This window comes from Rhodanobacter sp. ANJX3 (genome assembly GCF_014200755.1).
In the GTDB taxonomy this organism is placed as follows: domain Bacteria; phylum Pseudomonadota; class Gammaproteobacteria; order Xanthomonadales; family Rhodanobacteraceae; genus Rhodanobacter.
Genome location: NZ_JACHCM010000005.1, coordinates 62,407 through 87,360 on the forward strand (window position 1 = coordinate 62,407; position 24,954 = coordinate 87,360).

The 24,954-nt window shown below is 63.6% G+C and carries 23 protein-coding genes; 12 read left to right on the top strand and 11 right to left on the bottom strand.

What is annotated here, in order from left to right; all coding sequences use genetic code 11:
* Positions 1 to 155: 155 nt before the first annotated feature.
* Both djlA and HDE76_RS14420 read right to left on the bottom strand, forming a co-directional pair.
* A complete protein-coding gene (gene djlA / locus HDE76_RS14415) occupies positions 156 to 968 on the bottom strand; it encodes a co-chaperone DjlA (protein ID WP_184508598.1) in 813 nt (270 codons plus the stop codon).
* Complete coding sequence (locus HDE76_RS14420; protein WP_255481609.1) at positions 965 to 1,213, bottom strand: c-type cytochrome; 249 nt, start codon at positions 1,211 to 1,213, stop codon at positions 965 to 967. The genes djlA and HDE76_RS14420 overlap by 4 nt, the downstream gene beginning before the upstream one ends.
* A gap of 202 nt (positions 1,214 to 1,415) precedes the next feature.
* Here HDE76_RS14420 and HDE76_RS14425 point away from each other — a divergent pair, with 202 nt between their 5' ends.
* From HDE76_RS14425 to HDE76_RS14435, 3 genes are all read left to right on the top strand, one after another.
* Entirely contained in the window at positions 1,416 to 2,342 is a 927-nt protein-coding gene (locus tag HDE76_RS14425; protein WP_184508604.1) for a phosphoribosylaminoimidazolesuccinocarboxamide synthase, read from the top strand.
* Positions 2,343 to 2,479: 137 nt separating this feature from the next.
* Positions 2,480 to 2,950 carry an Mpo1-like protein gene (locus tag HDE76_RS14430; protein ID WP_179477972.1) on the top strand — a complete coding sequence of 157 codons (471 nt, stop codon included), beginning with the start codon at positions 2,480 to 2,482 and terminating at the stop codon, positions 2,948 to 2,950.
* Positions 2,947 to 3,354, top strand: a complete 408-nt coding sequence (locus HDE76_RS14435; protein ID WP_179477973.1) for a hypothetical protein — start codon at positions 2,947 to 2,949, stop codon at positions 3,352 to 3,354. Before HDE76_RS14430 ends, HDE76_RS14435 begins: the two co-directional genes overlap by 4 nt.
* Before the next feature lie 37 nt (positions 3,355 to 3,391).
* On the opposite strand, the gene HDE76_RS14440 is transcribed toward HDE76_RS14435, so the two are convergent.
* Positions 3,392 to 3,835, bottom strand: a complete 444-nt coding sequence (locus tag HDE76_RS14440; protein ID WP_179477974.1) for a hypothetical protein — start codon at positions 3,833 to 3,835, stop codon at positions 3,392 to 3,394.
* A gap of 146 nt (positions 3,836 to 3,981) precedes the next feature.
* On the opposite strand from HDE76_RS14440, the gene HDE76_RS14445 reads away from it, so the two are divergent.
* A complete protein-coding gene (locus HDE76_RS14445) occupies positions 3,982 to 5,364 on the top strand; it encodes a DNA polymerase (RefSeq protein ID WP_179477975.1) in 1,383 nt (460 codons plus the stop codon).
* Positions 5,365 to 5,415: 51 nt separating this feature from the next.
* Here the strand turns inward: HDE76_RS14445 and HDE76_RS14450 are convergent, their stop codons facing one another.
* The 3 genes from HDE76_RS14450 to HDE76_RS14460 all read right to left on the bottom strand — a co-directional run bounded on the left by HDE76_RS14450 (position 5,416) and on the right by HDE76_RS14460 (position 10,692).
* Positions 5,416 to 7,041: a dihydroxyacetone kinase subunit DhaK gene (locus HDE76_RS14450; RefSeq protein ID WP_184508607.1), complete on the bottom strand. Its 1,626-nt coding sequence runs from the start codon at positions 7,039 to 7,041 to the stop codon at positions 5,416 to 5,418.
* A 74-nt stretch (positions 7,042 to 7,115) separates the two neighbouring features.
* Entirely contained in the window at positions 7,116 to 9,269 is a 2,154-nt protein-coding gene (locus tag HDE76_RS14455) for a beta-agarase (RefSeq protein ID WP_184508610.1), read from the bottom strand.
* Positions 9,270 to 9,366: 97 nt separating this feature from the next.
* On the bottom strand, positions 9,367 to 10,692 hold the full coding sequence (locus HDE76_RS14460; protein ID WP_184508613.1) for an amino acid permease: 1,326 nt from the start codon (positions 10,690 to 10,692) through the stop codon (positions 9,367 to 9,369).
* 275 nt (positions 10,693 to 10,967) lie between these two features.
* On the opposite strand from HDE76_RS14460, the gene HDE76_RS14465 reads away from it, so the two are divergent.
* Together HDE76_RS14465 and dinB are read left to right on the top strand one after the other, a co-directional pair.
* Positions 10,968 to 11,513, top strand: a complete 546-nt coding sequence (locus HDE76_RS14465) for a hypothetical protein (RefSeq protein WP_184508616.1) — start codon at positions 10,968 to 10,970, stop codon at positions 11,511 to 11,513.
* 96 nt (positions 11,514 to 11,609) lie between these two features.
* Positions 11,610 to 12,710, top strand: coding sequence for a DNA polymerase IV (dinB, locus tag HDE76_RS14470; RefSeq protein WP_179477980.1), 1,101 nt, complete (start codon positions 11,610 to 11,612; stop codon positions 12,708 to 12,710).
* Positions 12,711 to 12,722: 12 nt separating this feature from the next.
* Here dinB and HDE76_RS14475 read toward each other — a convergent pair whose 3' ends face one another.
* The gene (locus tag HDE76_RS14475; RefSeq protein ID WP_179477981.1) at positions 12,723 to 13,142 is read right to left on the bottom strand and encodes a DUF3224 domain-containing protein; all 420 of its coding nucleotides are present in this window, start codon (positions 13,140 to 13,142) and stop codon (positions 12,723 to 12,725) included.
* Between the two features lie 192 nt (positions 13,143 to 13,334).
* On the opposite strand from HDE76_RS14475, the gene HDE76_RS14480 reads away from it, so the two are divergent.
* The 3 genes from HDE76_RS14480 to HDE76_RS14490 all read left to right on the top strand — a co-directional run bounded on the left by HDE76_RS14480 (position 13,335) and on the right by HDE76_RS14490 (position 15,095).
* Positions 13,335 to 13,799, top strand: coding sequence for a MarR family transcriptional regulator (locus tag HDE76_RS14480; RefSeq protein WP_218862155.1), 465 nt, complete (start codon positions 13,335 to 13,337; stop codon positions 13,797 to 13,799).
* A gap of 122 nt (positions 13,800 to 13,921) precedes the next feature.
* Positions 13,922 to 14,347, top strand: a complete 426-nt coding sequence (locus HDE76_RS14485) for an organic hydroperoxide resistance protein (RefSeq protein ID WP_179477982.1) — start codon at positions 13,922 to 13,924, stop codon at positions 14,345 to 14,347.
* Between the two features lie 154 nt (positions 14,348 to 14,501).
* Positions 14,502 to 15,095, top strand: coding sequence for an NADPH-dependent FMN reductase (locus HDE76_RS14490; protein ID WP_179477983.1), 594 nt, complete (start codon positions 14,502 to 14,504; stop codon positions 15,093 to 15,095).
* Between the two features lie 89 nt (positions 15,096 to 15,184).
* Here HDE76_RS14490 and HDE76_RS14495 read toward each other — a convergent pair whose 3' ends face one another.
* Complete coding sequence (locus HDE76_RS14495; RefSeq protein WP_343205716.1) at positions 15,185 to 15,547, bottom strand: glycine zipper 2TM domain-containing protein; 363 nt, start codon at positions 15,545 to 15,547, stop codon at positions 15,185 to 15,187.
* A gap of 107 nt (positions 15,548 to 15,654) precedes the next feature.
* Here HDE76_RS14495 and HDE76_RS14500 point away from each other — a divergent pair, with 107 nt between their 5' ends.
* Positions 15,655 to 15,945: a GIY-YIG nuclease family protein gene (locus HDE76_RS14500; protein ID WP_179477985.1), complete on the top strand. Its 291-nt coding sequence runs from the start codon at positions 15,655 to 15,657 to the stop codon at positions 15,943 to 15,945.
* 123 nt (positions 15,946 to 16,068) lie between these two features.
* Here the strand turns inward: HDE76_RS14500 and HDE76_RS14505 are convergent, their stop codons facing one another.
* From HDE76_RS14505 to aceF, 3 genes are all read right to left on the bottom strand, one after another.
* Complete coding sequence (locus HDE76_RS14505; protein ID WP_179477986.1) at positions 16,069 to 16,791, bottom strand: DUF6624 domain-containing protein; 723 nt, start codon at positions 16,789 to 16,791, stop codon at positions 16,069 to 16,071.
* Between the two features lie 10 nt (positions 16,792 to 16,801).
* On the bottom strand, positions 16,802 to 18,625 hold the full coding sequence (gene lpdA / locus HDE76_RS14510; protein WP_184508619.1) for a dihydrolipoyl dehydrogenase: 1,824 nt from the start codon (positions 18,623 to 18,625) through the stop codon (positions 16,802 to 16,804).
* Positions 18,626 to 18,758: 133 nt separating this feature from the next.
* Positions 18,759 to 20,273 carry a dihydrolipoyllysine-residue acetyltransferase gene (gene aceF, locus HDE76_RS14515; RefSeq protein WP_184508622.1) on the bottom strand — a complete coding sequence of 505 codons (1,515 nt, stop codon included), beginning with the start codon at positions 20,271 to 20,273 and terminating at the stop codon, positions 18,759 to 18,761.
* Between the two features lie 95 nt (positions 20,274 to 20,368).
* On the opposite strand from aceF, the gene HDE76_RS14520 reads away from it, so the two are divergent.
* A complete protein-coding gene (locus HDE76_RS14520; RefSeq protein WP_184508626.1) occupies positions 20,369 to 21,256 on the top strand; it encodes an ABC transporter ATP-binding protein in 888 nt (295 codons plus the stop codon).
* A gap of 76 nt (positions 21,257 to 21,332) precedes the next feature.
* On the top strand, positions 21,333 to 24,953 hold the full coding sequence (locus HDE76_RS14525) for a M1 family aminopeptidase (RefSeq protein ID WP_184508628.1): 3,621 nt from the start codon (positions 21,333 to 21,335) through the stop codon (positions 24,951 to 24,953).
* The last annotated feature ends 1 nt before the right edge of the window (position 24,954 follow it).

Below are 24,954 nucleotides of genomic sequence, written 5' to 3' on the forward strand. Positions count from 1 at the left end.
GAGAACCTGATTGGAAGACGAGGGGCGAGAGACGAGTAGCGAGGGCGCGAGGACCGACCTTCGACGCCAACGTGCTGGCGCTGATGCTGACTTGCAAGTTTGCCACGGTGAAGCATGCAGCGCGCCCTCGTCACTCGCCCCTCGACCCTGGTTGTTCACTTAAACCCCCGCTGCTCCTTGATCCGGTCGTACGCCGCGTTGATCTCGCTGGCGCGCGACTCGGCCCGCTTGCGCATGTCTTCGGGCAGATCGCCTAAGCGGTCGGGGTGATGTTCGGAAATCAATTTGCGGTAGGCGCGCTTCACCGCGCGGTCGTCGGCGCTGCGGTCGATCCCGAGCACCGCGTACGGATCGGGACCTTGCGCCGTGCGCTGCGGCGGCACGTAGTTCCCGCTCGAACCGTAACCGGTGCCGCGGCTATAGCCGCGCTGGCCGCCGCCGTTCCAGGCGTAGCCTTTCATCGCCATCAGCGCCATCAGCTCCATTTCGCTGACCCGCAGCGCAAACGCAAGCTGGCGCAGAATCGCCATTTTTTCCGGCGCAGGATTGCCTTCGGCGAGCACGGTGTCGATCACCACGTCGAGCACGGGGAAGGCGTGGTCGCGGCGCATGCCGACCCAGCCGCGCAGCTCGTTGATGGTCCGGGTGACGTCGAACTCCGGCTGCTTGCCGGCGTTGAAGCTGGCGGCGGCCTGCTTGCGCTGGTCGGCGTCGAGGTTCATGCGCGCCATCATCCGTTCGGCGATGGCGATTTCCGCTTCCGACACCCGGCCGTCGGATTTCGCCACCGCGCCCAGCAGGGTGAACAGCGGCCCGATAAAGCCGCCCGCCTCCGGCGTGGCGTTTTTGCGCTGGGTATGGCGCAGGTTGTCGAAAATGAAACCGACGATGGCGCCGGTGATCGCGCCGGGCGCGTGACCGATCAGCAGGCCGAAAAAGGCGAACCAGAGGGTATAGGAGTAACTCATCGCGACGGCACCTGCGGCGGCTGGGCGCTGTACCAGCGCGCCAGCGCATCGAGCTCGACATCGCTGACCGGCCCGATCGCCGCGCGCATCGGCGCCACGTTGCGGCTGCCGTCGCGGTATTGCTTGAGTGCGCTGCGCAGATAGTCCAGATGCTGCCCGGCCAGATTCGGCACGCCCGGCTGGCTGGCTTGCCCGTTGGCGCCGTGACAGGCCGCACACAGGCCCAGCCGGCTGGGCGGCTGCATGGCGGACTGGCTTTGGGCAAGCACAGGAAGGGCCGCGGCGAAGCAACATGCCGCAATCTGAAGGGTTCGCATCGGCAGGACATGGGGTTGAAGACGCCCAATTCTAGCAGTGCCCGCCACATGGCCTGTGAGGTGCGACGTTCCGGCGGCGCGGCCACAGCAGTTACAATGCTCGTCCTCCACCGCCAGCGGAACCCACGTCGTGCCTACCAGCTTGCTGCAATCCGATCTGCCCGGCCTGGAACTGCTCCATCGCGGCAAGGTGCGCGACGTCTACGCGCTGCCGCCGAGCCATCGCCCGGATGGCACGCCGGAAGAAGCGCGCCTGCTGATCGTGGCGACCGATCGCCTGTCCGCGTTCGACGTGGTGCTGCCCAACCCGATTCCGGGCAAGGGCGAAATGCTGACGCAGATCTCCAACTTCTGGTTTGCGCAGACGGCGCACCTGGTACCCAACCACCTGCTCGACGTGCCACTGGACGACGTGCTGCCGCCCGGCACCGATCTGGCGCTGTACGAGAAGCGCGCCGTGGTGGCGCGCCGCCTGAAGCCGGTGCCGGTCGAGGCGATCGCCCGCGGCTACCTGATCGGCTCGGGCTGGAAAGACTACCAAGCCACCGGCACGCTGTGCGGCATTACTTTGCCGGTCGACCTGCAGCAGGCCCAGCAGCTGCCTGCGCCGATCTTCACGCCGTCGACCAAGGCGGCGGTGGGCGATCATGACGAGAACGTCAGCTTCGATGCCGTCGTCGCGGCGGTCGGCAACGCCACTGCCAACGAAGTGCGCGACGCCACGCTGAAAATCTACCAGTGGGCGGCGGCGTTTGCGGCCGAGCGCGGCATCATCATCGCCGACACCAAGTTCGAGTTCGGCACCGATGCCCACGGCAAGCTCTACGTGATGGACGAAATGCTGACGCCGGACTCCTCGCGCTTCTGGCCCGCCGAGGACTACCAGGTCGGCATCAGCCCGCCGAGCTACGACAAACAGTTCGTGCGCGACTACCTGGAAGCCATGGGCTGGAACAAAAAAGCTCCCGGCCCGACCATTCCCGACGACGTGATCGCCGCGACGGCCGAAAAGTATGCCGAGGCGCTGCATAAACTGGCAGGCATCACGCTGGACTGACTCCCGCGGCGCGGATGCGCGCGTGGTGCAACGCGACGTTGCGCCCGGCGCGAGCTGGATTAAGCTCAGCACAGCGTTGAGACACGCGCGGCCACCAAGCCGCCGGCTTCCATCCTGCGAATACGAGGCAACCCACCGTGCGCACCATGCAGAACTGGCTCGACAGTTACAGCAGCGACCATCAGAACCCGACCAACAAGCGTCTGCACTGGATCTGCGTGCCGCCGATCGTGTGGAGCGTGATCGCGCTGCTGTGGGCGATTCCCGTACCGGCCAGCCTCCTGCGACCCGGGTCGTGGGCCGTGCTGGCCATGGTCGCCGCGTTCTACTGGTACTGGAAACATTCGCATCGTCTGGCCGCCGCGCTGCTGATCGCGTTCGTCGTGCTGGGGCTGTTCACCAACGCGCTGTTTTACCAGCTGGGCGCAACGAGGCTGTGCGAACTGGCGGTCGCCGTGTTCGTGGTTGCGTGGATCGGTCAGTTCATCGGCCACAAATACGAAGGGCGCAAACCAAGCTTCCTCACCGACCTGTCGTATCTGCTGATCGGACCGGCCTGGCTGATGGCCAAGGTGCTGCGCAAACTGGGCTTTCAGCAGGTCACATGATCACCCTACTCACCCTGCTCAGCAGCCTGCTGTGGTGGGTGCTGTACAGCTCCATCTTCGCCCTGTTCTTCGCCCTGATCGCCTACGCCGTGCTGCGCTGGACCGAGCGCAGCCGCGTGCTGTTCAACCGCGTCTATCTCGCCTGCCTGCTGTGGAACCTGATCGGCCTCGTGCTGATCCTCGGCGTGGCCGGCGCTGAAGGCCATCTGCATCCACCGTATGCGCCGCTGCTCGCCTCCGGCCTGCTGCGCGTGGCCCTGGTGTTCGACATGCTGATAGGCACCGTGCTGCTTTGGCGACTCACCCCGCGCATCGACGCCCGCCGCATTCGCCCCGGCAGCGCCTGTATGGCGGTGGCCGCGATCATGGCGATCGGTTTCGGGGTGGCGACAAGCCTGGTGTGAGCTCTTCCATTCGAATGCTTTCAAATAGGCGCGCGCATCAGTGCGTCCCGGCAAAGAGTCCAACGAATAGAAGGCCAAGAATTACCGCCACGATCACACCTAGAACAACGGCCATCACCAGATAAATCAGCTGTACCAGACATGCCTGGCCGTAACCGATCTGCCTTCCGTCCCGAGTGGGCAAGAGGTAATGGATTGCCGCCGAACCCACTAAAAACTGCACGACGAGCTTGATCAGGGCGCTCCAGCCAAAGGCAGAAGTCGTGTTCCATACAAGCGCAATGACCAGGGAAACAATCAGAGAAACGATCAGGGTAAGCAGCATGACGCCGATGGCGCGAGGGTAAGACGGCATGTGGCCGACCATGATGCGAAATGCCAGACAAAGCAGCAAAGCGCCCAGCGGGATAACGACAACAAGCATCACCAGCAAGGGAACGAAGCTGATTGCCCCAAGCGCGCCGAATGCGGAAGTGTTCATAAATTTCCTCCTTGAATGAAAGCTCCGGTTTACCGGCACAGACCTCTGGCGCCAGCCTAGCTGATTCAATCGCAACTGTGCGACGACACTGTCTCCGCACGCGAGACCGGCGCACGCTATAACATCTGCTCGCTTACGAGATTTGCATGAGCCTGCGCAGCCTTTTCGTCGACTTCAACAGCTACTTTGCCTCGGTAGAACAGCACGAGGACGAAACGCTGCGCGGGCGCCCGGTGGGCGTGGTGCCGGTGGCCGCCGAAACGACGAGTCTGATCGCCGCGAGCTACGAAGCCAAGGCCTTCGGCGTCGGTACCGGCACGCTGGTGCGCGACGCGCGGCGGCTGTGTCCGGGCATCCAGATTCGGGTCGCACGACCGGAGCGCTACGTGTACTGGCACCATCGGCTGATCGAAGCGATCGATCGCGCCATTCCCATTGCGTGCGTCGGCTCCATCGATGAAGTGGCGTGCGAACTGGTCGGCCGCCAGCGGCAGCGCGCCGTGGCCGAGGAGATTGCTGCGCAGGTGAAGCGTGAGGTGGCGCTGGCCGCCCCGGGCGGCGCGATCCGCTGCTCGATCGGCGTTGCGCCCAACGACTTTCTGGCGAAGACGGCGTCGGATATGCGCAAGCCCGACGGCCTCACCGTGATCGAACAAACCGAGCTGCCGCAGGCGCTGCACGGGCTGGCATTGCGCGATCTGTGCGGCATCGGCCAGTCCATGGAAGCGCGCCTGCACGACGCCGGCATCGCCACGGTGGCGCAGCTCACCGCCGCGGACAAGCATCGCCTGCGGCATGTGTGGGGCGGCATCGAGGGCGAGCGCATGTGGGGGCTGCTGCGCGGTGCGTGGCTGCCGGTCGCAGCGACCGTGCGTGGCTCGATCGGCCATTCGCACGTGCTCGGGCCGGAGCTGCGCAACGCCGTCGGCGCCCGCGCCGTGCTGAAAAAGCTGCTGGTCAAAGCCGCCATGCGCATGCGCCGCGAGGAAATGCTGGGCGGCGCGCTGGCCGTGCGCATTCGCTTTATCGGCCACGAGCTGCGCTGGGAGCGCGATCTCACCTTCGATCACACCGACGACAGCCGCGAACTGCTGCAGCTGCTCAACGGCATGCTCGACAGTGGTCAACGTACACGCCTGCTGCCCGGCCCTGCCAATGCCGTGCCGCTGTCGGTCAGCGTGACCTTGCTGCGGCTGGTACCGCGCACGCAGAGCAGCGGTTCGCTGTTTCCCACCGTCGAGCACCCACGCAAAATCAACGCCGGCAGCATCGATACGCTGGTCGATCGGATCAACGCCAAGTTCGGCTACAACAAGGTCTACTTCGGCAGCATGCAGCTGGCGCTGGAACACGACGCGGCGCCGATGCGCATTCCGTTCAACCGCATTCCCGACACCCTCAGCGAAAACGAAGCCAGCATCGAAAGCGACGCCAGCCACAACGCACTCTGGCTGCAATCGCTGAACCGCTTCAAGGTGCTGGCGGAAGGCCAGCACCGGCAGAAGGATCGCAAGCGCAAGGGCGATTGAAGGCCGGTCGAGTCAGCGAAGTTCAACCGCGATATGCGGACGCTCAATCTTTCAGTGCGTGGCCAGCGCGGCGAACGCCAGCGCTACCGCCTCGGCCCCGGGATCGACCGCACCCACCAGCGCATGCTCCGGCACATAGGCCGAGCGCCCCGCGCGGGCGCGAGTGATCGTGGCCGTGTGATCAGCACCGGCGCGAGCGGCGGCCGCCGCGGCCGCAAGCCCCTGCGGCAATGCCGCGATCGCCGGAATCAATGCATCCAGCATGGTGCGGTCGCCGAGCCGCGCGCCGCCGTAGTGCTGCACCCGCTCGACCCCGTCGCCCAAGGCATCGGGCCATGATTTGCCAGCCGCTAGCGCCGTGCCGGTAGCCGTGAACAAAATGGACAACAGCACGCCGCTGGAACCACCCATAGCGCGAGCGAGCAGGCGTCCCAGCTCGTCATTCAGACGCGAGGGCTCCGCGCTGCTCAGCGCACCGTTGGCCAGCTTGGCATCGACGGCCCGTGCGCCAGCGGCAAATGTGCTGCCGGCATCGCCGTCGCCGCTGCGCGCATCGAGTTGGTCGAGCTGTTGTTCCGCGTTGCGCAGCGCGGCAGTGACTCGCTGAATCGCCTGTTCCGTGGTGGAACTGCGCTCGCCGACAGCAGGCTCATCGTCGGCATCGCCTGCGACAGCGAACGTCTGCTGCGCGTGCGGCTGGCAGACGCCCGGCCATGCGGCCACGTCGACGGGGCTGCTGAGTGCCTCCAGATAGTCGTCATCGGCTGGCAGCAGGGTGATCGAAAAACCGTGCATATCGAGCGAGGTCGTCAGGGCCGCCGGGCGTACCAGCATGGCGATGCGCTCAACGCCGATGCGCGTGAGCAGCTCATCCGTCAGCACCGCCACTTCCTGCGTGGAACAGCCGCCGAGATTGTTGAGCATCACGATCAGCCGGCGCTTCTCGCCGTAGCGCCGCTGCGCCTCGGCCAGCAGCGGCTTGAGCACGATGGCCACCGCCTCGCCGGCATCCCCGGGCGCCACCTGCTCGGCGCCCGGCTCGTTGTGAATGCCCAAGCCCAACTCGGGGCTACGTCGCTCGATCGGGTGCCCCGGCAGGGTGCAGCTGGACAAGGCCATGCCCAGCGAGATCAGCTGGCCGGCGAAATGCTCGGCGCGCTTGGCTAGCTCATCCAGCGCTAGGCCCTGCTCGGCGAGATGGCCGACATACTTGTGCATCAGCACCGTGCCGGCAATGCCGCGCGGCTGGCTTGCATCGGCCAGCGCGATGTCGTCGGCGACGATCACCATGCGTACGTCGATGCCTTCGCGTCGCGCCTGCTCGGCAGCCAGACCGAAATTGAGTCGGTCGCCGGTGTAATTTTTCACGACCAGCAAGCAGCCGGACTTACCGCCGCAGTGCCGCAGGCCGGCCAGTACCGCGGCGACGCTGGGGGAGGCGAACACTTCACCCGAGACCGCGGCGGTGAGCATGCCGCGCCCCACAAAACCCGCATGCGACGGTTCATGCCCAGCACCGCCGCCAGACAGCACGGCAACCCGTTCACCGCGCCAGTCGGCGCGCGCCAGAATGCGCACCCCGGAACTCGGCTCAGCGACGATCAGCGGCTGCGACTGCGCCAGCGATCCCAATACTTGATCGACGACCCGGCCAGGTTCGTTGAAGAAAAAATCCATGACATGCCTCCGAAGGTGAGTGGTACGTGGGAACCCATGCTAGCCAGACCGACGTTAGCAAGTCAGATTGATCGTCAACGCGGACTTGAGACCTGGCGGTTGGCTGCACGCACCGCCTCGACAAAGCCGCCGAACGGAATATCGGTAATCCCCACCAAACCGATATGGCTGTTCTCGCCATCGAGCAATCGGCCGGTCACCGGCTGATCGACGTATTCGAACCAGTGCGCGCCGACGATGTGGGTGTCGGCCGCTGCAGCAGCGACGAACTTCGCATAGGCCTCGCCACGCTGCTGTTCCGTATAAACCGACACCACGCCCTTGCCGAACGGGCCGCGATCGGCGGAGCCGAAATGGAACTCGCTGATCAAAACCGGCTTGTCGAGCTGGTGCATCGCGGCCGCGTCGAAGCCATGCTGCGGCAGATCGGCATAGACGTTGAAGCTCACCACGTCGCAATACTGCGCGCAGGCAGCCACTGCTTCGGGCGTATTGACCGCGAAGCGGCCGCCGAGAAACAGATGGTGCGTGTCGTGCCGATGGATGGCCTCGGCCACGGTCCGGAAATAGGTGTCGGCGTAGCGGCGAAGCCAGGCGCTGTAATCGGCGGCAATCGCCGGGTGCGACTCGTTTGGCACAGGAGCGGCGAACGCCGTGACGTTCAGCGCATCCCACGAACCCAGCGCCATGCCCCAGGCGCTGGCCAGCGTTTCGGGCTCCACGTATTTCTTCCGCAGCATCGCGATGAACGCCTGCTTGGCGGGGCTCTTGGCATCGCCGCGCAGGGTGCCCAGCGCCAGCCCCCAGCGACCCTGCGGACCGACGCCGGCCCAGGCCAGTTCGTTGTCGGCGAAATAGCCGAGCAGCCAGGGATCGTCGTGCACGTCGCGGCTGGCATTCGCCACCGCGCGCTCGGTCGCCTGCACGAAACGTGGATCGAACGGATCGGGCATGCGGCCCCAGTAGTCGTAGCCGGCGGATACGTTGGCGTAGTCGCCGGCGATATTGATCGGGCGCGTGTACGGCACACGATGCGCGCGGCCGAGCGACGCATCGCTCCAGTTGCCAACGGTATTGAAGCCCCAGTCGCGCAGTCGATTCAACGTGCGTGTACGCCAAGCGTCCATCCACGGGTCACCATCGACCCGGTAAAGATTGGCCGCGTAAAAATCGAACCAGCGTCCATGGTTGTAGCCGATGCCCTGGCTGGCGCCCTGATCCGGCTGGCGGCTGTCGCCACTGCCGTAGAACGGCGACCATGCGCCGCTGGTCGGCGGCAGATCCTTAAACATGAACTCACGGCCCTCGACATAGCTGCGGCCGCCGTCGGCCACCACGGCGTTGACGCCGAGCGAGAAAAACGCGTGCCCGTCCGGCGTCACCAGCTGCCAGCAGCCGTTGGCCTTCTGCGCATGGAACCAGCCGGTGGCAGTGAGATTATGGACGTCCAGACGTCCGCCGTAGTTATCCATACCAGCGAGCTTGTCCGGCGCCTTGGCCAGCGCCGATTGCTCGGCCGCATGGGCGGCGCGCAGTGCCGCGTCGTCGGTGATTTTTTCCGGCCACTGAGCGCGAGTGAACTGCCCGTAGCGGTCGACGATGCCGGCGTAGGTATCGTGCAGCGTTGCCTCGCCCGCTGCGGTGTCGACACGACCTAGCAGCAGCGTCTGCGCCGCCTGCGGTGTCGGCATGCTTAGCCGGATCGCGCCGACTTGGCGCAGATCGACCGCGCCCTGCACCGTCGTGGCCAGCAGGGTCAGCTGCCCGCGGTCGTCGAACGGCATGGGCGGCGGCGCCTGCATGCCTTCGCCGCGCGGCGACTCGGCATGCAGCGGCAGCACCACCGTCTGCGCGGGGCCGGCCGGCAGGCCGACCGTCGCGTGCAGATGCTGCGCCCCTGCCCCGCTGTCGATATCGAGATTGAGCGTGACCGCCCACGGCATCGCGTTCTGCACGCGCAGACGCAGCTCGCCCTTGCCCGTCCATTCCCACGTCTTGCCATCGCCGGGCGCGATCGTTATCTGCGGTTGAGCCGATGGCTGAAAGGCGTAACGCTGCTGCATCACGCCATCGCTCGCATGCTCGGCGCTGCCCGTGCGCTGCACCTGCGCGAGCGTTACGTGTGCGGCAGGCGAGGCCGATGCCAGATCGATCGTCGCCGCTTCCGTCGCATGGCAGGCGTTCAGTCCCAGCAAGCACAGCGGCCAGAGCAGTGCGTAACGTTTCATGGGCGGGCGGCTCGATCGATAGTTGCCCAAGTATGCCGCCGACAGCTGAAGCGCAGCCCGCCAGCTCGGACCATTCGATGCGGCGAAACGGTGCGCGCTAGCGCAGCCGCGAGACCCGGCGCCAGCCGTAATACGCCGGCACGCCGAGCGCGATGATCAGCAGGCTCATGCCGGCGTCGCCCGGCGTACGGATCGCCGTGGCCACGATCACGCTGAACACGGTGATCACAAACACCAGCGGCAGCAGCGGATAGAGCGGCACCCGATACGGCGACGGCTGATCGGCGAAATGCCGGCGATACCAGAACAGCGTGCCGATGCCGAACACGTGCGCCAGCCACTCGCCCACGGTGGTGTAGTCGAGCAGCTGGTTGAAGCTGCCGGAGACGGTCAGCACGATCGCCCACGAACCCAGCGCGGCGAGCGCGATTTGCGGCGCGCGCGTGCGCGGATCGATGCGCCCGGCCGCCCGAAAAAACATGCCGTCGGCGCCCATCGTCTGCAGCACCCGCGCGCCACCGGCGATGGCGATATTGCAGTAGCCGAACGCCGAACAGGCGATGCCGATGGCGATCACCGTGGCGCCGCTTTCGCCAAACAGCCGACGCATCAAGTCCGCCGCCGGCGCGTGGCTGGCGGCCAGTCCGGCGTGGCCAAGGCCCGCCAAATAAGCGAAGTTGACCAGCACGTAGCAGATCACCACGCCGGCCATGCCCATGCCGAGCGCGCGCGGCAGCGTGCGCTGCGGGTTGCGCACTTCGCCGGCCAAATCGTTGAGGTAGTGAAACCCACCGTAAGTAAACAACACCGGCAGCAGCGCACCGACAAAGGCCCACGACGACACCGGGTGCGACGTGTCCACCGCCAGCGCCGTGCCCAGATGTCCACGCGCCAGCACCAGGCCGACCGCCACCAGCAGCGCGATCGCGGCGATCTTCAGCACGGTAAAAACGTTCTGCACCCAGGCGCCGGCTCGAATACCGAACAGATTGATGCCCACGATAAAGACAATGCCGCCGGCCGCTACCGGCTTTACCCACAGTTCGGACAAACCTGTCGCCGTACAGAAGTAATCGGCGAAGATCGTCGCCACCGCGGCGACGCTGCCGGGATAGTTGATCAGCGCCATGGTCCAGCCGAACAGAAACGCCGGCAGCTGGCCGAAGGCCTCGCGCAGATAAACGTACGTACCGCCCGCCTGCGGCCGCCGCGCGCCCAGCTCGGCATAGCAGAGCACCCCGGCCAGGGTGAGCAGGCCACCGATCACCCACAGGCTCAGTACCTGCAGACCGGACGACGTTTGCTGGGCGATGGTGGCGGGATTGCGGAAAATGCCCGCCCCGATCACGCCACCGATCACGATCATCGCGGCGTCCCAGGTCGTCAGGCGCCGCACATAGGCATTGGCAGGTTCAATCGACATGAGCGCTACCTTGCCATTGTGCGCGGTGTTTCAGCTAGTCCCGTGTGGCAGGGTCATCGTCGTCACCGTTCGGGCTCGAACAAACCGGCGAGTGGGCGGGCGCGTCAGTACCATGGTGGAAAGTATGGCTCGCACGCTTGACCATCCGGCGCGTGGGCGCATAGTTAGCTTTTGGCGAGCCATCGAGAAACATCGGCGCGCCGGCAACGGCACAGGCCCATCGCATGATTCCGCTCGGCACGTTACACCGATTAGGCCGCCGCATCGGCTGCACGATGCTCGCCTCCACCACGGCTGCGCTCCTGCTCCTGTGCGCCATGATGTCGCCAGCGCATGCTCTGGGCCGCACGCAGCCACCCTGGCATATCGAAAGTTTCTGCCATCGAGGTGCGCCATCAGCGCATCGATGCCTGGTACGCGCGCGCCAGGGCATTCTTGTTTTCCAACTGGCCGAGCTCGCTTCGGCGCCCAGCGTCAGCTGGAGCAACGGCGTGGCGGTGCTGGCGTCAGGTACGGACAAAGCGTCTCGGCAACTGCGCTTCTTTGTACCGCCGCAAAAGCTCAGCGTGCCCTTCACGCAAGTTCGAGCTTATGACATCGCGCAGCAGCGGGTCGCTTTGTACAGCGACGGCCAGCTGCGCGTTCGCGCGATGTTTGCCGGCGACACGGATACCAACCGTCGCGATCTGGCCGTGCTGCCCCTGCCCTCCAACATCGTCGCGGACACGCTGCAGGTGAGTTTTGAAGGACTCACCCTGCATGCGTCCTGGCGCGATCGCGACGGCCGCTCACAGCAGCGAACGCTGCCGGCCAGGAACTGACACGAAAGTCGTCCGCCTCACCCCTGCACACGAAATACGCGCAGTCGCACGGTCTAGAATCGTGTCCCGTGTTTCATCGGCCATACGCCAGCGCGCATGATCGCCCCACCCCGAAAAATTCTGCATATCGACATGGATGCGTTCTACGCGTCGGTCGAGCAGCGCGACGATCCCTCGCTGCGCGGCAAGCCGGTGGCGGTGGCCTGGCGCGGCGCGCGCTCGGTGGTCTGTGCAGCGAGCTACGAGGCTCGGGTGTTCGGCATCCGCTCGGCGATGCCTGCGCTGCGCGCGGAGCGGCTGTGCCCGCAGGTCGTCTTCGTGCCGCCGGACTTCGCGCGCTACAAGGCGGTGTCGCGCCAGATCCGCGAGATCTTTGCGCGGCACACCGAACTGATCGAGCCGCTGTCGCTGGACGAGGCCTATCTCGACGTCACCACGACACTGACCGGCCTGCCATCGGCTACGGCGACGGCCGAGGCAATCCGCGCCGCGATACGCGAAGAAACCCAGCTGACCGCATCGGCCGGCGTGGCACCGAACAAGTTTCTCGCCAAGATCGCATCGGACTGGCACAAGCCCGACGGGCTATGCGTGATTCGGCCGCACCAGATCGATGCGTTTCTCATGCCGCTGCCGGTCGGCCGTCTGCCTGGCGTGGGCAAGGTGATGGAAGCGAAGCTCGCCGTGCTCGGTGTCGCCACGGTGGGCGAGCTGCGCGCATTCGACCTGCCTGAACTGGAGCAGCGCTTCGGCCGATGGGGCCGGCGCCTTTACGAGCTGGCGCGCGGCATCGACGATCACGCCGTGCAGCCGGAGCGGGCGAGTCTGCAGATTTCCGCCGAGGACACCTTCGAACAAGACCTCACCTTGGACGAACTCGAACCGCATATCCGCCGGCTTGCCGAAAAAACCTGGGCCGGCTACCTGCGCAACAACGCGGGGTCGGCGCAGGCCCGTGTGGCGCGCACTGTCGTGCTGAAGCTGAAGACGTCCGACTTCCGCACGCTGACGCGCAGCCTCACGCCCGTACAGCACCCGCAGTCGGCAACGGAGCTCGGCGACATCGCCTGCGCACTGCGCGCTCGCGTCGAGCGCCCGGAAGATGCGCTTTATCGACTCGTCGGCGTCGGCCTGGCCGGCTTCGTGGAGCGGGACAGTTATCAGGCGCAAACGGATCTTTTCGACCACCCTGGTTGACGGCCGGCCCGATCACTCGGCGTCGGGCAACGGGCTGTCGGACAGCAGGTAATCGAACGCGTAATGATGCCGGCCATCGACGATCTTGATCGCCAGCGTACCGGACAGGCCGGACAACTCGTCGGTCGCCGAATCGGGTACCACGGTAACACTCAACGACTGCGTACCCTGCGCCATGGTGCCGCTGTGCTGTAAGGCGAACGAGCCCCGGCGGCCGTGCAGCGTGCCGGTGACGCGCTCCATCGCCACATACCCTGCCGAGCCTTCGACCGCGGTGCGTACCGCCAGCATCTGGCCGTTGCTCGTCGCCTCGAGGTCGCCGCTGAATATCTTGTCCAGCGCCATGCGGGCGATGCTGGCGTCGCCGACGTTTTTCTCCGGCGTCTGGGGAGTCATCTTCACTTCGAAGGTGCCGCTAGCGAGCTTCGTCATCGTCGTTCCCGATACGTTTTGTCGCTGAAGTCTAACGCCGATAGCGCTTGAGCACTGGTTAGCTGCGGGATAAGCCATCACAGCGCTGGCTAGCGGCGAGCCGGACTTTTTAATCTCATTAAATGTCGGCTCCTGAACAGCGCACGATATATAGCTTGCAATTAAATAGCGCGCTATGTATATTGCGAGCCCATGAAGCCAAAGACTATGCCCACACCATCCACCAAGTCGATGCTGCAGCTCGATCAGCAGCTGTGCTTTGCGCTGTATTCGGCGAGCCTCGCCATGAACAAGGTGTACCGCACGCTGCTGGCCAAGCTCCGACTCACCTACCCGCAGTACTTGGTGATGCTGGTGCTGTGGGAGCGCGATGCGCTGACCGTGTCGGAGATCGGCGAACGCCTCTACCTCGATTCCGCCACGCTGACACCGCTGCTCAAACGGCTGGAAGCAGCGGGGCTATTGGACCGCGCGCGTTCGGCCGAGGACGAACGTCAGGTGATCATCTCGCTGACGGCGGAGGGCCGCGCGCTGAAAAGGCAGGCGGGCAGTGTGCCTTCAGAAGTGTTTTGCGCCACCGGCTGTGAGGTGGACGAACTGCTGGCTCTCAAAACGCAGCTGAACGGCTTGCGCGAACGGCTGGCCAACAACAGCTGAGCGCACGCTGCACGAACTTTAAACAGCCAGAAATGCACAACGAACCGAAGACGCTCAAGCACATCGACCGGTTTTCCATCCCATGTTCCACTGACTCACCCACCCCCAAAAGGAGACGCCCCATGTCTATCGAAAAAGTTGCCTACCGCGCTCATGCCAAGGCCCAAGGTGGCCGCGACGGTCGCGCCGTGTCGTCCGACAAGGTGCTGGACGTCAAGCTGACCACACCGAAAGAACTCGGCGGCGCCGGCGGCGACGGCACCAACCCGGAGCAGCTGTTTGCCGCGGGCTATTCCGCCTGCTTCCTCGGCGCGCTGAAGTACGTGGCCGGCCAGCAGAAAATCGCCCTGCCCGCCGACACCACGGTCGAAGGCGATGTCGGTATCGGCCCGATCCCGACCGGCTTCGGCATCGAAGTGGCTTTGAAGATCACCATCCCGGGCCTCGACCATGCCCAGGCCGAAGCGCTGGTGGAGAAGGCGCATGTTGTATGCCCTTACTCGAACGCCACGCGCGGCAATATCGACGTCACGCTGACGGTTGCCTAAGCGAGCAGTGAGTCATGCCGATGTGCTCCGTGCACGTCGGTGGCTCTCAAAACACCATGCCGGCCGCACTCGATGCGAGCCGGCATTTTTTGTTCCGTATATGCGCGAAAACAACCTCGAAACGGCTAAGGTGAGCACAGCCACGGAGCCTGCCATGACGACTGAATCCCAGCCCCTATCCATCGCCGTATTGCTCGGCACAGTACGCCACGAACGCATGGGCATACGCGCCGCAAGCTTGGTCATGAGGTCGCTGGAAGAACGCGGCCACGAAGCGGTGCTGGTCGACCCCATGCGTCCGCCGCTGCCTCTGCTGGACCGCATGTACAAGGAGTACGACGCCGGCACGGCGCCTGAGGTCTTGGAGACCCTGGCGACGCTGTACCGCCGCGTCGACGGTTTTCTGATCGTCAGCGCCGAATACAACCACGGCATACCGCCAGCGATGAAGAATCTGCTGGATCACTTCCTCGAGGAATATTTCTGGCGGCCGTCCGGCATCGTCTGCTATTCGCAGGGCCAATTCGGCGGCGTTCGCGCAGCGATGGCGCTGAGAGCGACGTTGGCAGAACTGGGCATGCCCAGCGTGCCTAGCCTTTGCCCGATTCCGCATATCGGCAAAACGCTGGATGAGGGCGGCAAACCGACTGATCCGCACACGCAGAAATCGCTCGATCGTTTCCTAGAGGAATTTTTCTGGTACGCGCGTGCGCTGAAGCGGGAGCGTGCGTTGGGTACCCCGTACTGACGAAGGCTGCACCCCGACAAACACCCATAAAAAAGCCCGGACGATAGGCGCGTCCGGGCTATGAGTGGCGAACTCTCGAACCCAGTTCGTCAGTCGTTGACTTCTTCGCAGCGGCGTTCGGTCGTGTAGTAAGCCTTTTTGTTCTGCGCGTTTTTCTGCACCTGATTGCCGACAACGCCGCCGGCCACAGCGCCACCGACGGTCGCCAGGGTCTTGCCCTTGCCACCGCCAACCTGATGTCCAAGCAGACCGCCCGCGACCGCACCGACGCCGGTGCCGATGAGACGATGGTTGTCCTGCGACTGAATATGTTTGACTCGCACGTTGTGACAGACTTGTCGCGCCTGCAACGACGTCGCCCCAAACATCCCAAGCGCCAGACCAGCTGTAAGAACTAGTGTCTTTTTCATCGCTAACTCTCCAATCACGTAGAAACTATTGATAGCCTGCACTGCGTGACGGGTGAGTCAAGCCCGGCGCTGCCCGCTTCAGCGCGGCTTGGACGAATGGGACATGAATTTCGGGTAGCCATATCTGTCAGCAGCAAAAACGACACTTAATGACCATTTCAACCCAACCTGCAGCAGCCCACACCACCAAGCCCCTCAAGAGTTGGTGTGTGTATCTGATCGAGTGCCGCAACGGCAGCTACTACGCGGGCATCACCAATCGGCTCGACGCACGCTACGCCGCCCATGTCGCCGGTCGCGGCGCACGCTATACACGCGCCAACCCACCGCTGCGACTGCTTGGATTTCGCAGTTTCCCTGATCGATCAAGCGCGTCGCGCGCAGAATGGCAGATCAAGCAACTGCCGCGGGAAAAGAAACTGCAATTTCTAGAAAGTTGAAGGTCGCCGGATGACGCCTCAGCTTGCGTATCTCGAATGAGGGGAACCTTAGCAGCGGTAGACGGCAAACGCTTCGCGCATCGCATCGGGAGTGGGACGCCCAGCGCAGAGTGAGCTCACCCGTCAGGGCTCCAGCTTGATTTTCTTTCCCGTATAAGCCGACATCATGCATGCGTAATCGACCATAGGCGGCAAGTCCATTGCTGCGCGGCGTTTGTCCAGATTCGCCATATCTTCAGTCGGTTGAAGTTTCATGCTTGAACCATCGGTATCCTGATCGAACTGACTTCCATAGCGCTGGGGCTTGCCCTGTGCGCGCAATACGCGATCAGTCAGTAAAGCCACATCGCTTCCACTGATCATCCCTTGATCATGAAGCGCCACCAGCTGAGGCAAAACCTGCGACTGCAGCACCGGGTCTAGATCAGCGTGTTGAATCAGCAGGAACGCGGCCTTGAACCCGTCGACGCCGACTTGCGAGGGCTTCGGAAATCCCTGCCGCTGGATGATCGGCTTGAATGCCGCCAGATTTTTAGCATCGACCGCCAACATTTTCTTGAGAGCATCCTGTGATTGAAAGCCCGACTTTGCGACAGCCTCTCGTGCAGCTTGATCGGGCTTCACCATAGCCAAAAGTTGCCGGCGTAACTGAGGATTAGTCGGCTTTCCAAAAGCCGCCGTAAGGCGTGCCGCCTGATTGTTCTCTGACCATTGCGGGTGAGCGCTTTCCCATGCGGACAAACCTGGACAACGCTGTTCAATTGGCGCGTGAACGGCGTCACTGGCGTGTGACGCGACGATAGAGGTAGCCAGTAAGACAGCACAAAAAATCGAACGACGTGCCACAGGAAAATTCCTATTTTTTCTTGGGCATGTACAAGTCGGTGATCGTGCCTTCGTAGATTTCCGCGGCCATGCCGACGGACTCGCTCAGCGTCGGGTGCGGGTGGATGGTGAGGCCGATATCGGCCGCTTCGCTACCCATCTCGATCGCCAGCGTCACTTCGGAAATCAGGTCGCCGGCGTGCTGGCCGACGATGCCGCCACCGACGATGCGATGAGTTTCCTCATCGAACAGCAGCTTCGTGAAGCCTTCGGTGCGATCGTTGCCGATGGCGCGACCGCTGGCGGCCCAGGGGAATTTCGCCACGCCGACCTTCAGGCCTTTTTCTTTCGCTTCGCGCTCGCTGACGCCGACCCAGGCGATTTCCGGATCGGTGTACGCCACCGACGGAATCACTCGCGCATCGAAATAGCTCTTGTGTCCGGCCACCGCTTCGGCGGCGACCTTGGCTTCATGCGTGGCTTTGTGCGCCAGCATCGGCTGGCCGACCAGATCGCCGATGGCGAAGATGTGCGGCACGTTCGTGCGCATCTGATGGTCGACCGTGATGAAACCGCGCTCGCTGACGCTGACGCCAGCCTTGTCGGCGCCGATCTTGCCGCCGTTGGGTGAGCGGCCGACGGATACCAGCACACGGTCGAACAGCGTCGTTTCCGGCACGCTGTCACCTTCGTAGCTGACCTCGATGCCTTTCTTGGTCGCCTTGGCCTCGACCACCTTGGTCTTGAGATGGATGCCCTTGAGGCGCTTGCCCATGCGCTGCGCCAGCGGTTTGATCAGGTCGGCGTCGGCGCCGGGGATCAGCTGATCCATGAACTCGACCACGGTCACTTCGCTACCTAGCGCTGAATACACGGTGGCCATTTCCAGGCCGATGATGCCGCCACCGACGACGAGCAGCTTCTTCGGCACGTCCTTCAGTTCGAGTGCACCGGTGGAATCGATGATGCGCTCGTCGTCCCACGGGAACGAGGGCAGCTTCACCGACTGCGAGCCGGCCGCAATGATGGCGTTTTCGAAGCGGATAAGCTTCTTGCCATCCTTCGTCTGGACTTCCAGTTCATTCGGCGAAATGAATGCGCCGGTGCCCTCGACCGTGCGCACTTTGCGCTGCTTGGCCATCGACGTGAGACCGCCGGTAAGCTTGCCCACCACCTTGGTCTTGAACTCGCGCAGCTTGTCGATCTCGATGGTCGGCTTGCCGAAGGTGATGCCGTGTACGGCCATCGCCTCGGCTTCGTCGATCACGGCAGCGGCGTGCAGCAGGGCCTTGGATGGAATGCAGCCCACGTTGAGGCAGACGCCGCCGAGCGTGGCATAGCGCTCGACCAACACGGTGTCGACGCCGAGATCGGCCGCGCGGAATGCGGCGGTATAGCCGCCCGGACCGGAGCCCAGCACGACGAGTTTGCATTCGATATCGGCCTTGCGACCGGATTCACCGGCGGCCTTCACTGCTGGCGCGGTCGGCTTGCTGCTGTCGGCGGCCGGCGAAGGCGCGGCTTGGGACGCTTCGGGCTTGCTTGGCTCCGCTTTCGGGGCAGACTGTTTGGGCGCGTCGGATGGTGCAGCTTCCGGAGCCACTGCAGCATCGGCCGCCGTCTCGACGATGGCAATCACGCTGCCTTCGGAAACCTCGTCGCCGACCTTGAGCTTGATCTCCTTGATCACGCCCGCGACGCTGGTCGGAATCTCCATGGTCGCCTTGTCCGATTCCAGCGTGACCAGGCTCTGTTCCTTGGTGACCGCGTCGCCGACCTGCACCAGAATTTCGATGACCGGCACGCTGCCGTTGCCGCCGATGTCGGGGACTTTGATTTCGATAGTGTTGGCCATGGGAGAGCATCCTTCTTTAGTCGCTCGCGGCACGAACGGCGCGTAGCTTGAGTATGGGTCTGGCACAGGCAGGAGGCGGTCGACCGACCGCTCTCACCCTGGCGCCTCCCCCGCCGGGAGAGGCGCCGAAACGTCAGAGCAGCAGGCGGCGAATATCACCCAGCTGAATAGCCAGGAAGGCCGCAAAACGCGCGGCCAGCGCGCCGTCGATGACGCGATGGTCGTAGCTCAGCGACAGCGGCAGCAGCAAACGCGGCGCGAATTCCTTGCCGTTCCAGACGGGCTTCATCGCGGCCTTGGAGACGCCGAGAATCGCCACTTCCGGCGCGTTGACGATCGGCGTAAAGCCGGTGCCACCGATGCCGCCCAGCGAACTGATTGAGAAACAGCCGCCCGACATTTCCGCCGGGCCGAGCTTCTTTTCGCGCGCCTTTTTCGAGATCTCGCCCAGTTCGCGCGCCAGGTCGAGCAGACCCTTCTTGTCGCAATCGCGAATCACCGGCACGACCAGGCCATCGGGCGTATCCACCGCGATGCCGATATGGAAATATTTTTTCAGAATGAGTTTTTCGCCGGACTCGTCCAGCGAGGCGTTGAACTGCGGAAACTGCTTCAGTGCCGCGACCACCGCTTTGATCTGAAAAACCAGCGGCGTGACTTTCAGATCCTTGTTCTCTTCGCCGAGCTTCTTGCGGAAGGCCTCCAGCTCGGTGATGTCGGCATCGTCATGCTGGGTGACGTGCGGAATCATCGCCCAGTTGCGCGCCAGGTTGGCGCCGGAAATCTTCTGGATGCGCGAGAGCGGCTTTTCTTCGATCTCGCCGAATTTGGAGAAGTCGATCTTCGGCCACGGCAACAGGTTGAGGCCGCCGACCGAGGCCGAGGCATTGCCGACGACGGGGCGAGCGCCCGACGCCAATGCATGCTTCACGTAATCGCTGACGTCCTCGCGCTGGATGCGGCCGCCGCGGCCGCTGCCCTTGACCTGGGCGATGTCCACGCCAAGCTCGCGGGCGAACGCGCGGATGGCGGGGCTCGCGTACGGCGCGTCGCCAGGCATCACGATGGTGGCATCGAGCGGCGGACGCGCGCTCGGGGCAGCGTCGCCCTCGGGCGCATTGCCCGGCAGCACGGCGCGGCCGCCGATGGGCGCGGGTTTTTCGGCAACCGGTGGGGTCTCTGCAACCTTTTCCGGCTCGGCTTTCGGTGCCTCGGCCTGAGCCGGCGCGGCGGCCTTGGCGAGCGCAGCGGCTGCCGAACCCGCGTCATCGGCTTCGATGATGGCGATAAGCGTGCCCTCGCCCACCTCGTCGCCCACTTTGACCTTCACTTCCTTCACTGTGCCGGCAAACGGCGCAGGGACTTCCATGGTGGCCTTGTCCGATTCCAGCGTGATCAGGCTTTGTTCTTTTTCGACGCGATCGCCGGCTTTGACCAGCACTTCAATGATCGGAACGTCGGACTGGCCGATATCGGGAACGCGGGCTTCTTTCAGATCAGCCATGGGGACTCCTGCTGTGGGGTGGCGTGCCGCCTGGGGATGGCGGTCGCGGGCAAGGCCGCCATCATAACGAACGCCTGCGCCATACGTCTGCCTTGACAGCACTATCGGAGCCTGAGGGCAGTCACCATGCGCGTGCGTATGCATGACCTTGAGCGCACGCAAAACCTCGATCGATGCCCTACGCTGAACTCACTCTCGCCACTACGCGCACGCTGCGCACCCGGCCAAGGAAGCCAAGCATGCTGACCATTCGCGACCTGTCGAAGACCTACGCCAACGGCGTGCGCGCGCTGCGCAGCGTGTCGCTGGAGATTCCGCACGGCATGTTCGGCCTGCTCGGCCCCAACGGCGCAGGCAAGTCGTCGCTGATGCGCACCATCGCCACGCTGCAGGATCCGGATGCCGGCAGCATCACGCTCGACGGCGTCGATCTGCTGGCCGACAAACAGGCCACCCGGCGCAAGCTCGGCTATCTGCCGCAGGAGTTCGGCGTATATCCGAAGGTATCGGCCGAGGCGATGCTCGATCACTTCGCCGTGCTGAAAGGCGTCACGGTAAAGACCGAACGGCGCGAACTGGTCGAGTCGCTGCTGCGTCAGGTCAATCTGTGGGACGTACGCAAGCGCAAGCTCGGCAGTTATTCCGGCGGTATGCGCCAGCGCTTCGGCATCGCCCAGGCGCTGATCGGCGACCCGCGACTGGTGATCGTCGACGAGCCCACGGCAGGGCTCGACCCGGAAGAGCGCAACCGCTTTCTCAATCTGCTGGCGGAAATCGGCGAACGCGTGGTGGTGATTCTTTCCACGCATATCGTGGAGGACGTGACCGACCTGTGCCCGCGCATGGCGATCATCGCGCAGGGCCAGGTACTGCTCAGCGGCGAGCCGCTGGAAGCGATCCGCTCGCTCGACGGTCGCGTCTGGCGCCGCAGCATCGACAAGGCCGAACTGGACGGCTATCGCGCGCGCATGAACATTCTGTCGACCCGACTTGCCGGCGGTCGCACCGTGCTGCATGTGCTGGCCGATTCACAGCCAGGCGAGGGTTTCGAGTCCGTGGCGCCCGATCTGGAAGACGTGTATTTCGGAAGGCTGCGCGCCCAGGGCGCCGTGGCGCAGGCGACTTGATGCTTTCGCTTTCTCGCGCCCTTATTCCGCACTCACTTATCTCACCGTCAACGACCGCACAGCGACAGGAACATTGATGTTCTTCGAAATCCTCCGATTCGAATGGCGCCAGCAGCTGAAGGCACCGCTGTTTTGGGTCGTTGCGCTGGTCTTCGGCGCACTGGCGTTTACCCTGGTCAGCACCGATGCCGTCGTCATCGGCGGCGCCAGCGGCAATGTGCTGCGCAATGCGCCTACGGTGATCGTGCGGCTATTGAGCGCGCTCACCGTACTGAGCATGTTTCTGGTGACGCTGTTCGTCGCCGGCGCAGCGCTGCGCGACTTTGACCTGCGCACCGCCGAGCTTTTTTTCAGCACGCCGATCAGCCGCGGCGCCTATCTCGGCGGGCGCTTCGCCGCGGGCTATCTGGCGTCGCTGGCAATCATGCTGGCCTGTGCGTTGGGCATCGCTGTCGGCGGTTTTATGCCGTGGATCGACACGGTAAGGCTCGGCCCCGCCAGCTGGCACGGCTATGCCTGGGCGTTCGGCGTGATGGTGATACCCGACATGCTGTTCATCGCCTCGTTGCTGTTTTTGTTGGCCACTACCACGCGCTCGCTGCTGGCGACCTATGTCGGCGTGATCGTCTACTTCGTGCTGCAAAGCGTGGTTGGCCAGCTGACCAAGGACGTCAACAATCACTTCGTCGCGGCGATGCTCGATCCGTTCGGCGCGCGCACCATGTCCTTGGTCACACGCTACTGGTCGGCATATCAGTCCAACCACGAATTACCGGCGCTGGAGGGCGTGCTGCTGTTCAACCGGCTGCTATGGAGTACCGTCAGCGTGGTGATGCTGGCAGCAGCCTTTGCGCTGTTTCGGCCGAATCGCGAAGGCATGCAGTTGCCCCGCCGCAAGAAGCGCGCGGAGCCGCCCATGCTGCGGCCGCTGTCTACCGCCGCGTCATTGACTTTGCCAGCCGTGCACCTCTCCGATGACGCGCGAACGCACTGGCTGCAGCTGCGCAAACTGTTCGTGTTCGACACGCTGGGCGTACTGCGCGGCGCGCCGTTCCTGATCATGCTGGTCCTTGGCGTGGCCAACGTGATGGGCGCCTTTCTGCTGTCCGGCCAGATCTACGGCACCTCGACCTATCCCGTCACGCATCAGGTGCTGGAGAACATTCGCGGCGGCTATCAGTGGTTGCTGTACATCATCATCACCTTCTACGCCGGCGAGCTGGTGTGGCGCGAGCGCAGCCAGCGCTCGGCCGAAGTCAGCGACGCCTTTCCGCTGCCTAACTGGATACCGCTGAGCGCCAAGCTCGGTGCGCTGACGACGGTCGTCGCGACGTTCCTGCTGGTCGGCGCGCTGGTCGGGGTTGTCTGGCAGCTAGGTCACGGCTATACGCATATCGAGCCAGGCCTCTATCTGGGCTCGGTGGCGCTGGATGCCATTCCTTTCCTGTTGCTGGCTGCGCTGGCGCTGTTTCTGCAGGTGATCTCGAACAACAAGTTTCTCGGTTATCTGCTGACCATCGTATGGCTGGTCGCGCAGATCGGCTTTGGCCTGCTGCACTGGGAACAGAATCTGTACAACTACGGCAGCGCGCCGGACACGCCATATTCGGATATGAACGGCTTCGGCCATTTCCTGAAAGCCGCACTGTGGTTCGACTTCTACTGGGCCAGCTGCGCCGTCGTACTGCTGGTGCTGGCCGCACTGTTCTGGGTGCGTGGCACCGCTGATGCCTGGCGCGACCGCCTGCGCGAAGCAAGTATGCGCCTGCGCGCGCCGGCTGCGTCTGCGCTGATTCTGGCCCTGCTTGCCTTTGTCGGCAGCGGTGCCTGGATCTACTACAACACCAACGTGCTCAACCACTACCAGAGCAGCGCCGACAAGCTGCAGCAGCACGCCGATTACGAAAAGAAATACGCGAAATACAAGGATCTACCGCAGCCGCGCATCACCGCGGTGAAGGCCGACGTGGACATCTATCCGAACGAACGCAGGCTGGCGTTTCGCGGCCAGTACACGCTCACGAACAAACACGCTGCACCGATCAGCGAACTGCATGTGAACTTTGCCGATCAGTTCACCGTCAAGTCGCTTCAGTTTGCGCCGCATGAAACGGTGAGCGAAGACAAGTCGCTTGGCTACACGATTTACCGGCTGAAAACGCCGTTGGCTCCGGGCGCCTCAATGACTTTCGACTTCGCACTCGAATACGCGCCCAGAGGTTTCACGAACAGCCCGGAAGGCCAGTTCCTTGCGTACAACGGGACCTTCTTCAACAACAGCGTCATCCCGCAGTTCGGTTACCAGAGCAGCGAGCAGATTACCGACCGCAACGATCGCCGCAAATACGGCCTGAGCGCTGAAGTGCCGCGCATGCCCAGGCTCGGCGACGAAAAAGCGCGTGCGAATACCTATCTCAGCAACGACGCGGACTGGATCAGCTTCGATACCACGGTATCGACCTCAGCCGATCAGATCGCCGTAGCGCCGGGCTATCTGCAAAAGGAGTGGACAGCGAACGGCCGGCACTATTTCCACTACACCATGAATCAGGACGCCAATACCAAAGACAGCGTGGATCAGCCGATGCTGCCGTTCTTCGCCTACCTCTCCGCGCGCTATGCGGTGAAACACGAGCTGTGGAAAGGCGTGGATATTTCGGTCTACTACAACCTCGCGCACGCCTGGAACGTCGACCGAATGATCCAGAGCGCCAAGGATGCGCTCGATTATTACGACGCCAACTACACGCCCTACCAGTTCCACCAGCTGCGCATTCTGGAGTTTCCCAACTACAGCAGTTTTGCGCAGTCGTTCGCCAACACCATTCCGTTCTCCGAATCGATCGGCTTCATCGCCGATCTGCGCGACACCCGCAAGATCGACTATGTCTACTACGTCACCGCGCACGAGGTTGCGCACCAGTGGTGGGCGCACCGGGTAATTGGCGCCAATATGCAGGGCTCGACCATGCTGAGCGAATCACTGGCGCAGTATTCGGCGCTGATGGTGATGAAGCAAAAGTATGGCGCCACCCAGATGCGAAAGTTTCTGAAGTACGAGCTGGACGCCTATCTGGCCGGCCGCGGCACCGAGAAGGTCGCCGAGGAGCCGCTGGCGAAAGTGGAGAACCAGCAGTACATACATTACCGTAAAGGTTCGCTGGTGTTCTATGCGCTGCAGGACTACGTCGGCGAAGCCGTGCTGAACAAAATGCTTAAGCAGTTTCTGATCGACAAGGGCTTTCAACAACCGCCCTACACCACCTCAAAGGAATTCATGGATGCGCTGGGCCGCGCCGTCGACCCGAAGTGGAAGCCGCTGCTGGACGACCTCTTCTGGAATATCACCCTGTTCGATAACCGCATCACCGACGCGACAGCGAAAAAACTGTCCGACGGCAAATACGAAGTAACGATGAAGGTTCACGCCGGCAAGGTCTATGTCGACGGTACCGGCAAGGAAACCGATGCGCCGCCGAACACGCCTATCGAAATCGGTGTGTTCGCAGCCCCGGCGCAGGCAGGTATGGACGGCCAGCCGCTCTACCTGCAGAAACGCACGCTGCCCAGTGGAGACAGCACGATCACGTTGACCGTGCCCGGCAAACCCTTCGACGCCGGCATCGATCCGTACAACGAACTGATCGACCGGGTGTCGGCTGACAACCGCAGGCCGGTCACCATCCAGCAGCCCTGAT

What these genes read in the sequence shown, in the direction of transcription:
- djlA (WP_184508598.1), bottom strand. Translation starts at nt 968, where the DNA reads ATGAGTTACTCCTATACCCTCTGGTTCGCCTTTTTCGGCCTGCTGATC.
- HDE76_RS14420 (WP_255481609.1), bottom strand. Translation starts at nt 1,213, where the DNA reads ATGCAGCCGCCCAGCCGGCTGGGCCTGTGTGCGGCCTGTCACGGCGCC.
- HDE76_RS14435 (WP_179477973.1), top strand. Translation starts at nt 2,947, where the DNA reads ATGATCACCCTACTCACCCTGCTCAGCAGCCTGCTGTGGTGGGTGCTG.
- HDE76_RS14440 (WP_179477974.1), bottom strand. Translation starts at nt 3,835, where the DNA reads ATGAACACTTCCGCATTCGGCGCGCTTGGGGCAATCAGCTTCGTTCCC.
- HDE76_RS14445 (WP_179477975.1), top strand. Translation starts at nt 3,982, where the DNA reads ATGAGCCTGCGCAGCCTTTTCGTCGACTTCAACAGCTACTTTGCCTCG.
- HDE76_RS14450 (WP_184508607.1), bottom strand. Translation starts at nt 7,041, where the DNA reads ATGGATTTTTTCTTCAACGAACCTGGCCGGGTCGTCGATCAAGTATTG.
- HDE76_RS14455 (WP_184508610.1), bottom strand. Translation starts at nt 9,269, where the DNA reads ATGAAACGTTACGCACTGCTCTGGCCGCTGTGCTTGCTGGGACTGAAC.
- HDE76_RS14460 (WP_184508613.1), bottom strand. Translation starts at nt 10,692, where the DNA reads ATGTCGATTGAACCTGCCAATGCCTATGTGCGGCGCCTGACGACCTGG.
- HDE76_RS14465 (WP_184508616.1), top strand. Translation starts at nt 10,968, where the DNA reads ATGCTCGCCTCCACCACGGCTGCGCTCCTGCTCCTGTGCGCCATGATG.
- dinB (WP_179477980.1), top strand. Translation starts at nt 11,610, where the DNA reads ATGATCGCCCCACCCCGAAAAATTCTGCATATCGACATGGATGCGTTC.
- HDE76_RS14475 (WP_179477981.1), bottom strand. Translation starts at nt 13,142, where the DNA reads ATGACGAAGCTCGCTAGCGGCACCTTCGAAGTGAAGATGACTCCCCAG.
- HDE76_RS14480 (WP_218862155.1), top strand. Translation starts at nt 13,335, where the DNA reads ATGAAGCCAAAGACTATGCCCACACCATCCACCAAGTCGATGCTGCAG.
- HDE76_RS14485 (WP_179477982.1), top strand. Translation starts at nt 13,922, where the DNA reads ATGTCTATCGAAAAAGTTGCCTACCGCGCTCATGCCAAGGCCCAAGGT.
- HDE76_RS14490 (WP_179477983.1), top strand. Translation starts at nt 14,502, where the DNA reads ATGACGACTGAATCCCAGCCCCTATCCATCGCCGTATTGCTCGGCACA.
- HDE76_RS14500 (WP_179477985.1), top strand. Translation starts at nt 15,655, where the DNA reads ATGACCATTTCAACCCAACCTGCAGCAGCCCACACCACCAAGCCCCTC.
- lpdA (WP_184508619.1), bottom strand. Translation starts at nt 18,625, where the DNA reads ATGGCCAACACTATCGAAATCAAAGTCCCCGACATCGGCGGCAACGGC.
- aceF (WP_184508622.1), bottom strand. Translation starts at nt 20,273, where the DNA reads ATGCATACGCACGCGCATGGTGACTGCCCTCAGGCTCCGATAGTGCTG.
- HDE76_RS14520 (WP_184508626.1), top strand. Translation starts at nt 20,369, where the DNA reads ATGCTGACCATTCGCGACCTGTCGAAGACCTACGCCAACGGCGTGCGC.
- HDE76_RS14525 (WP_184508628.1), top strand. Translation starts at nt 21,333, where the DNA reads ATGTTCTTCGAAATCCTCCGATTCGAATGGCGCCAGCAGCTGAAGGCA.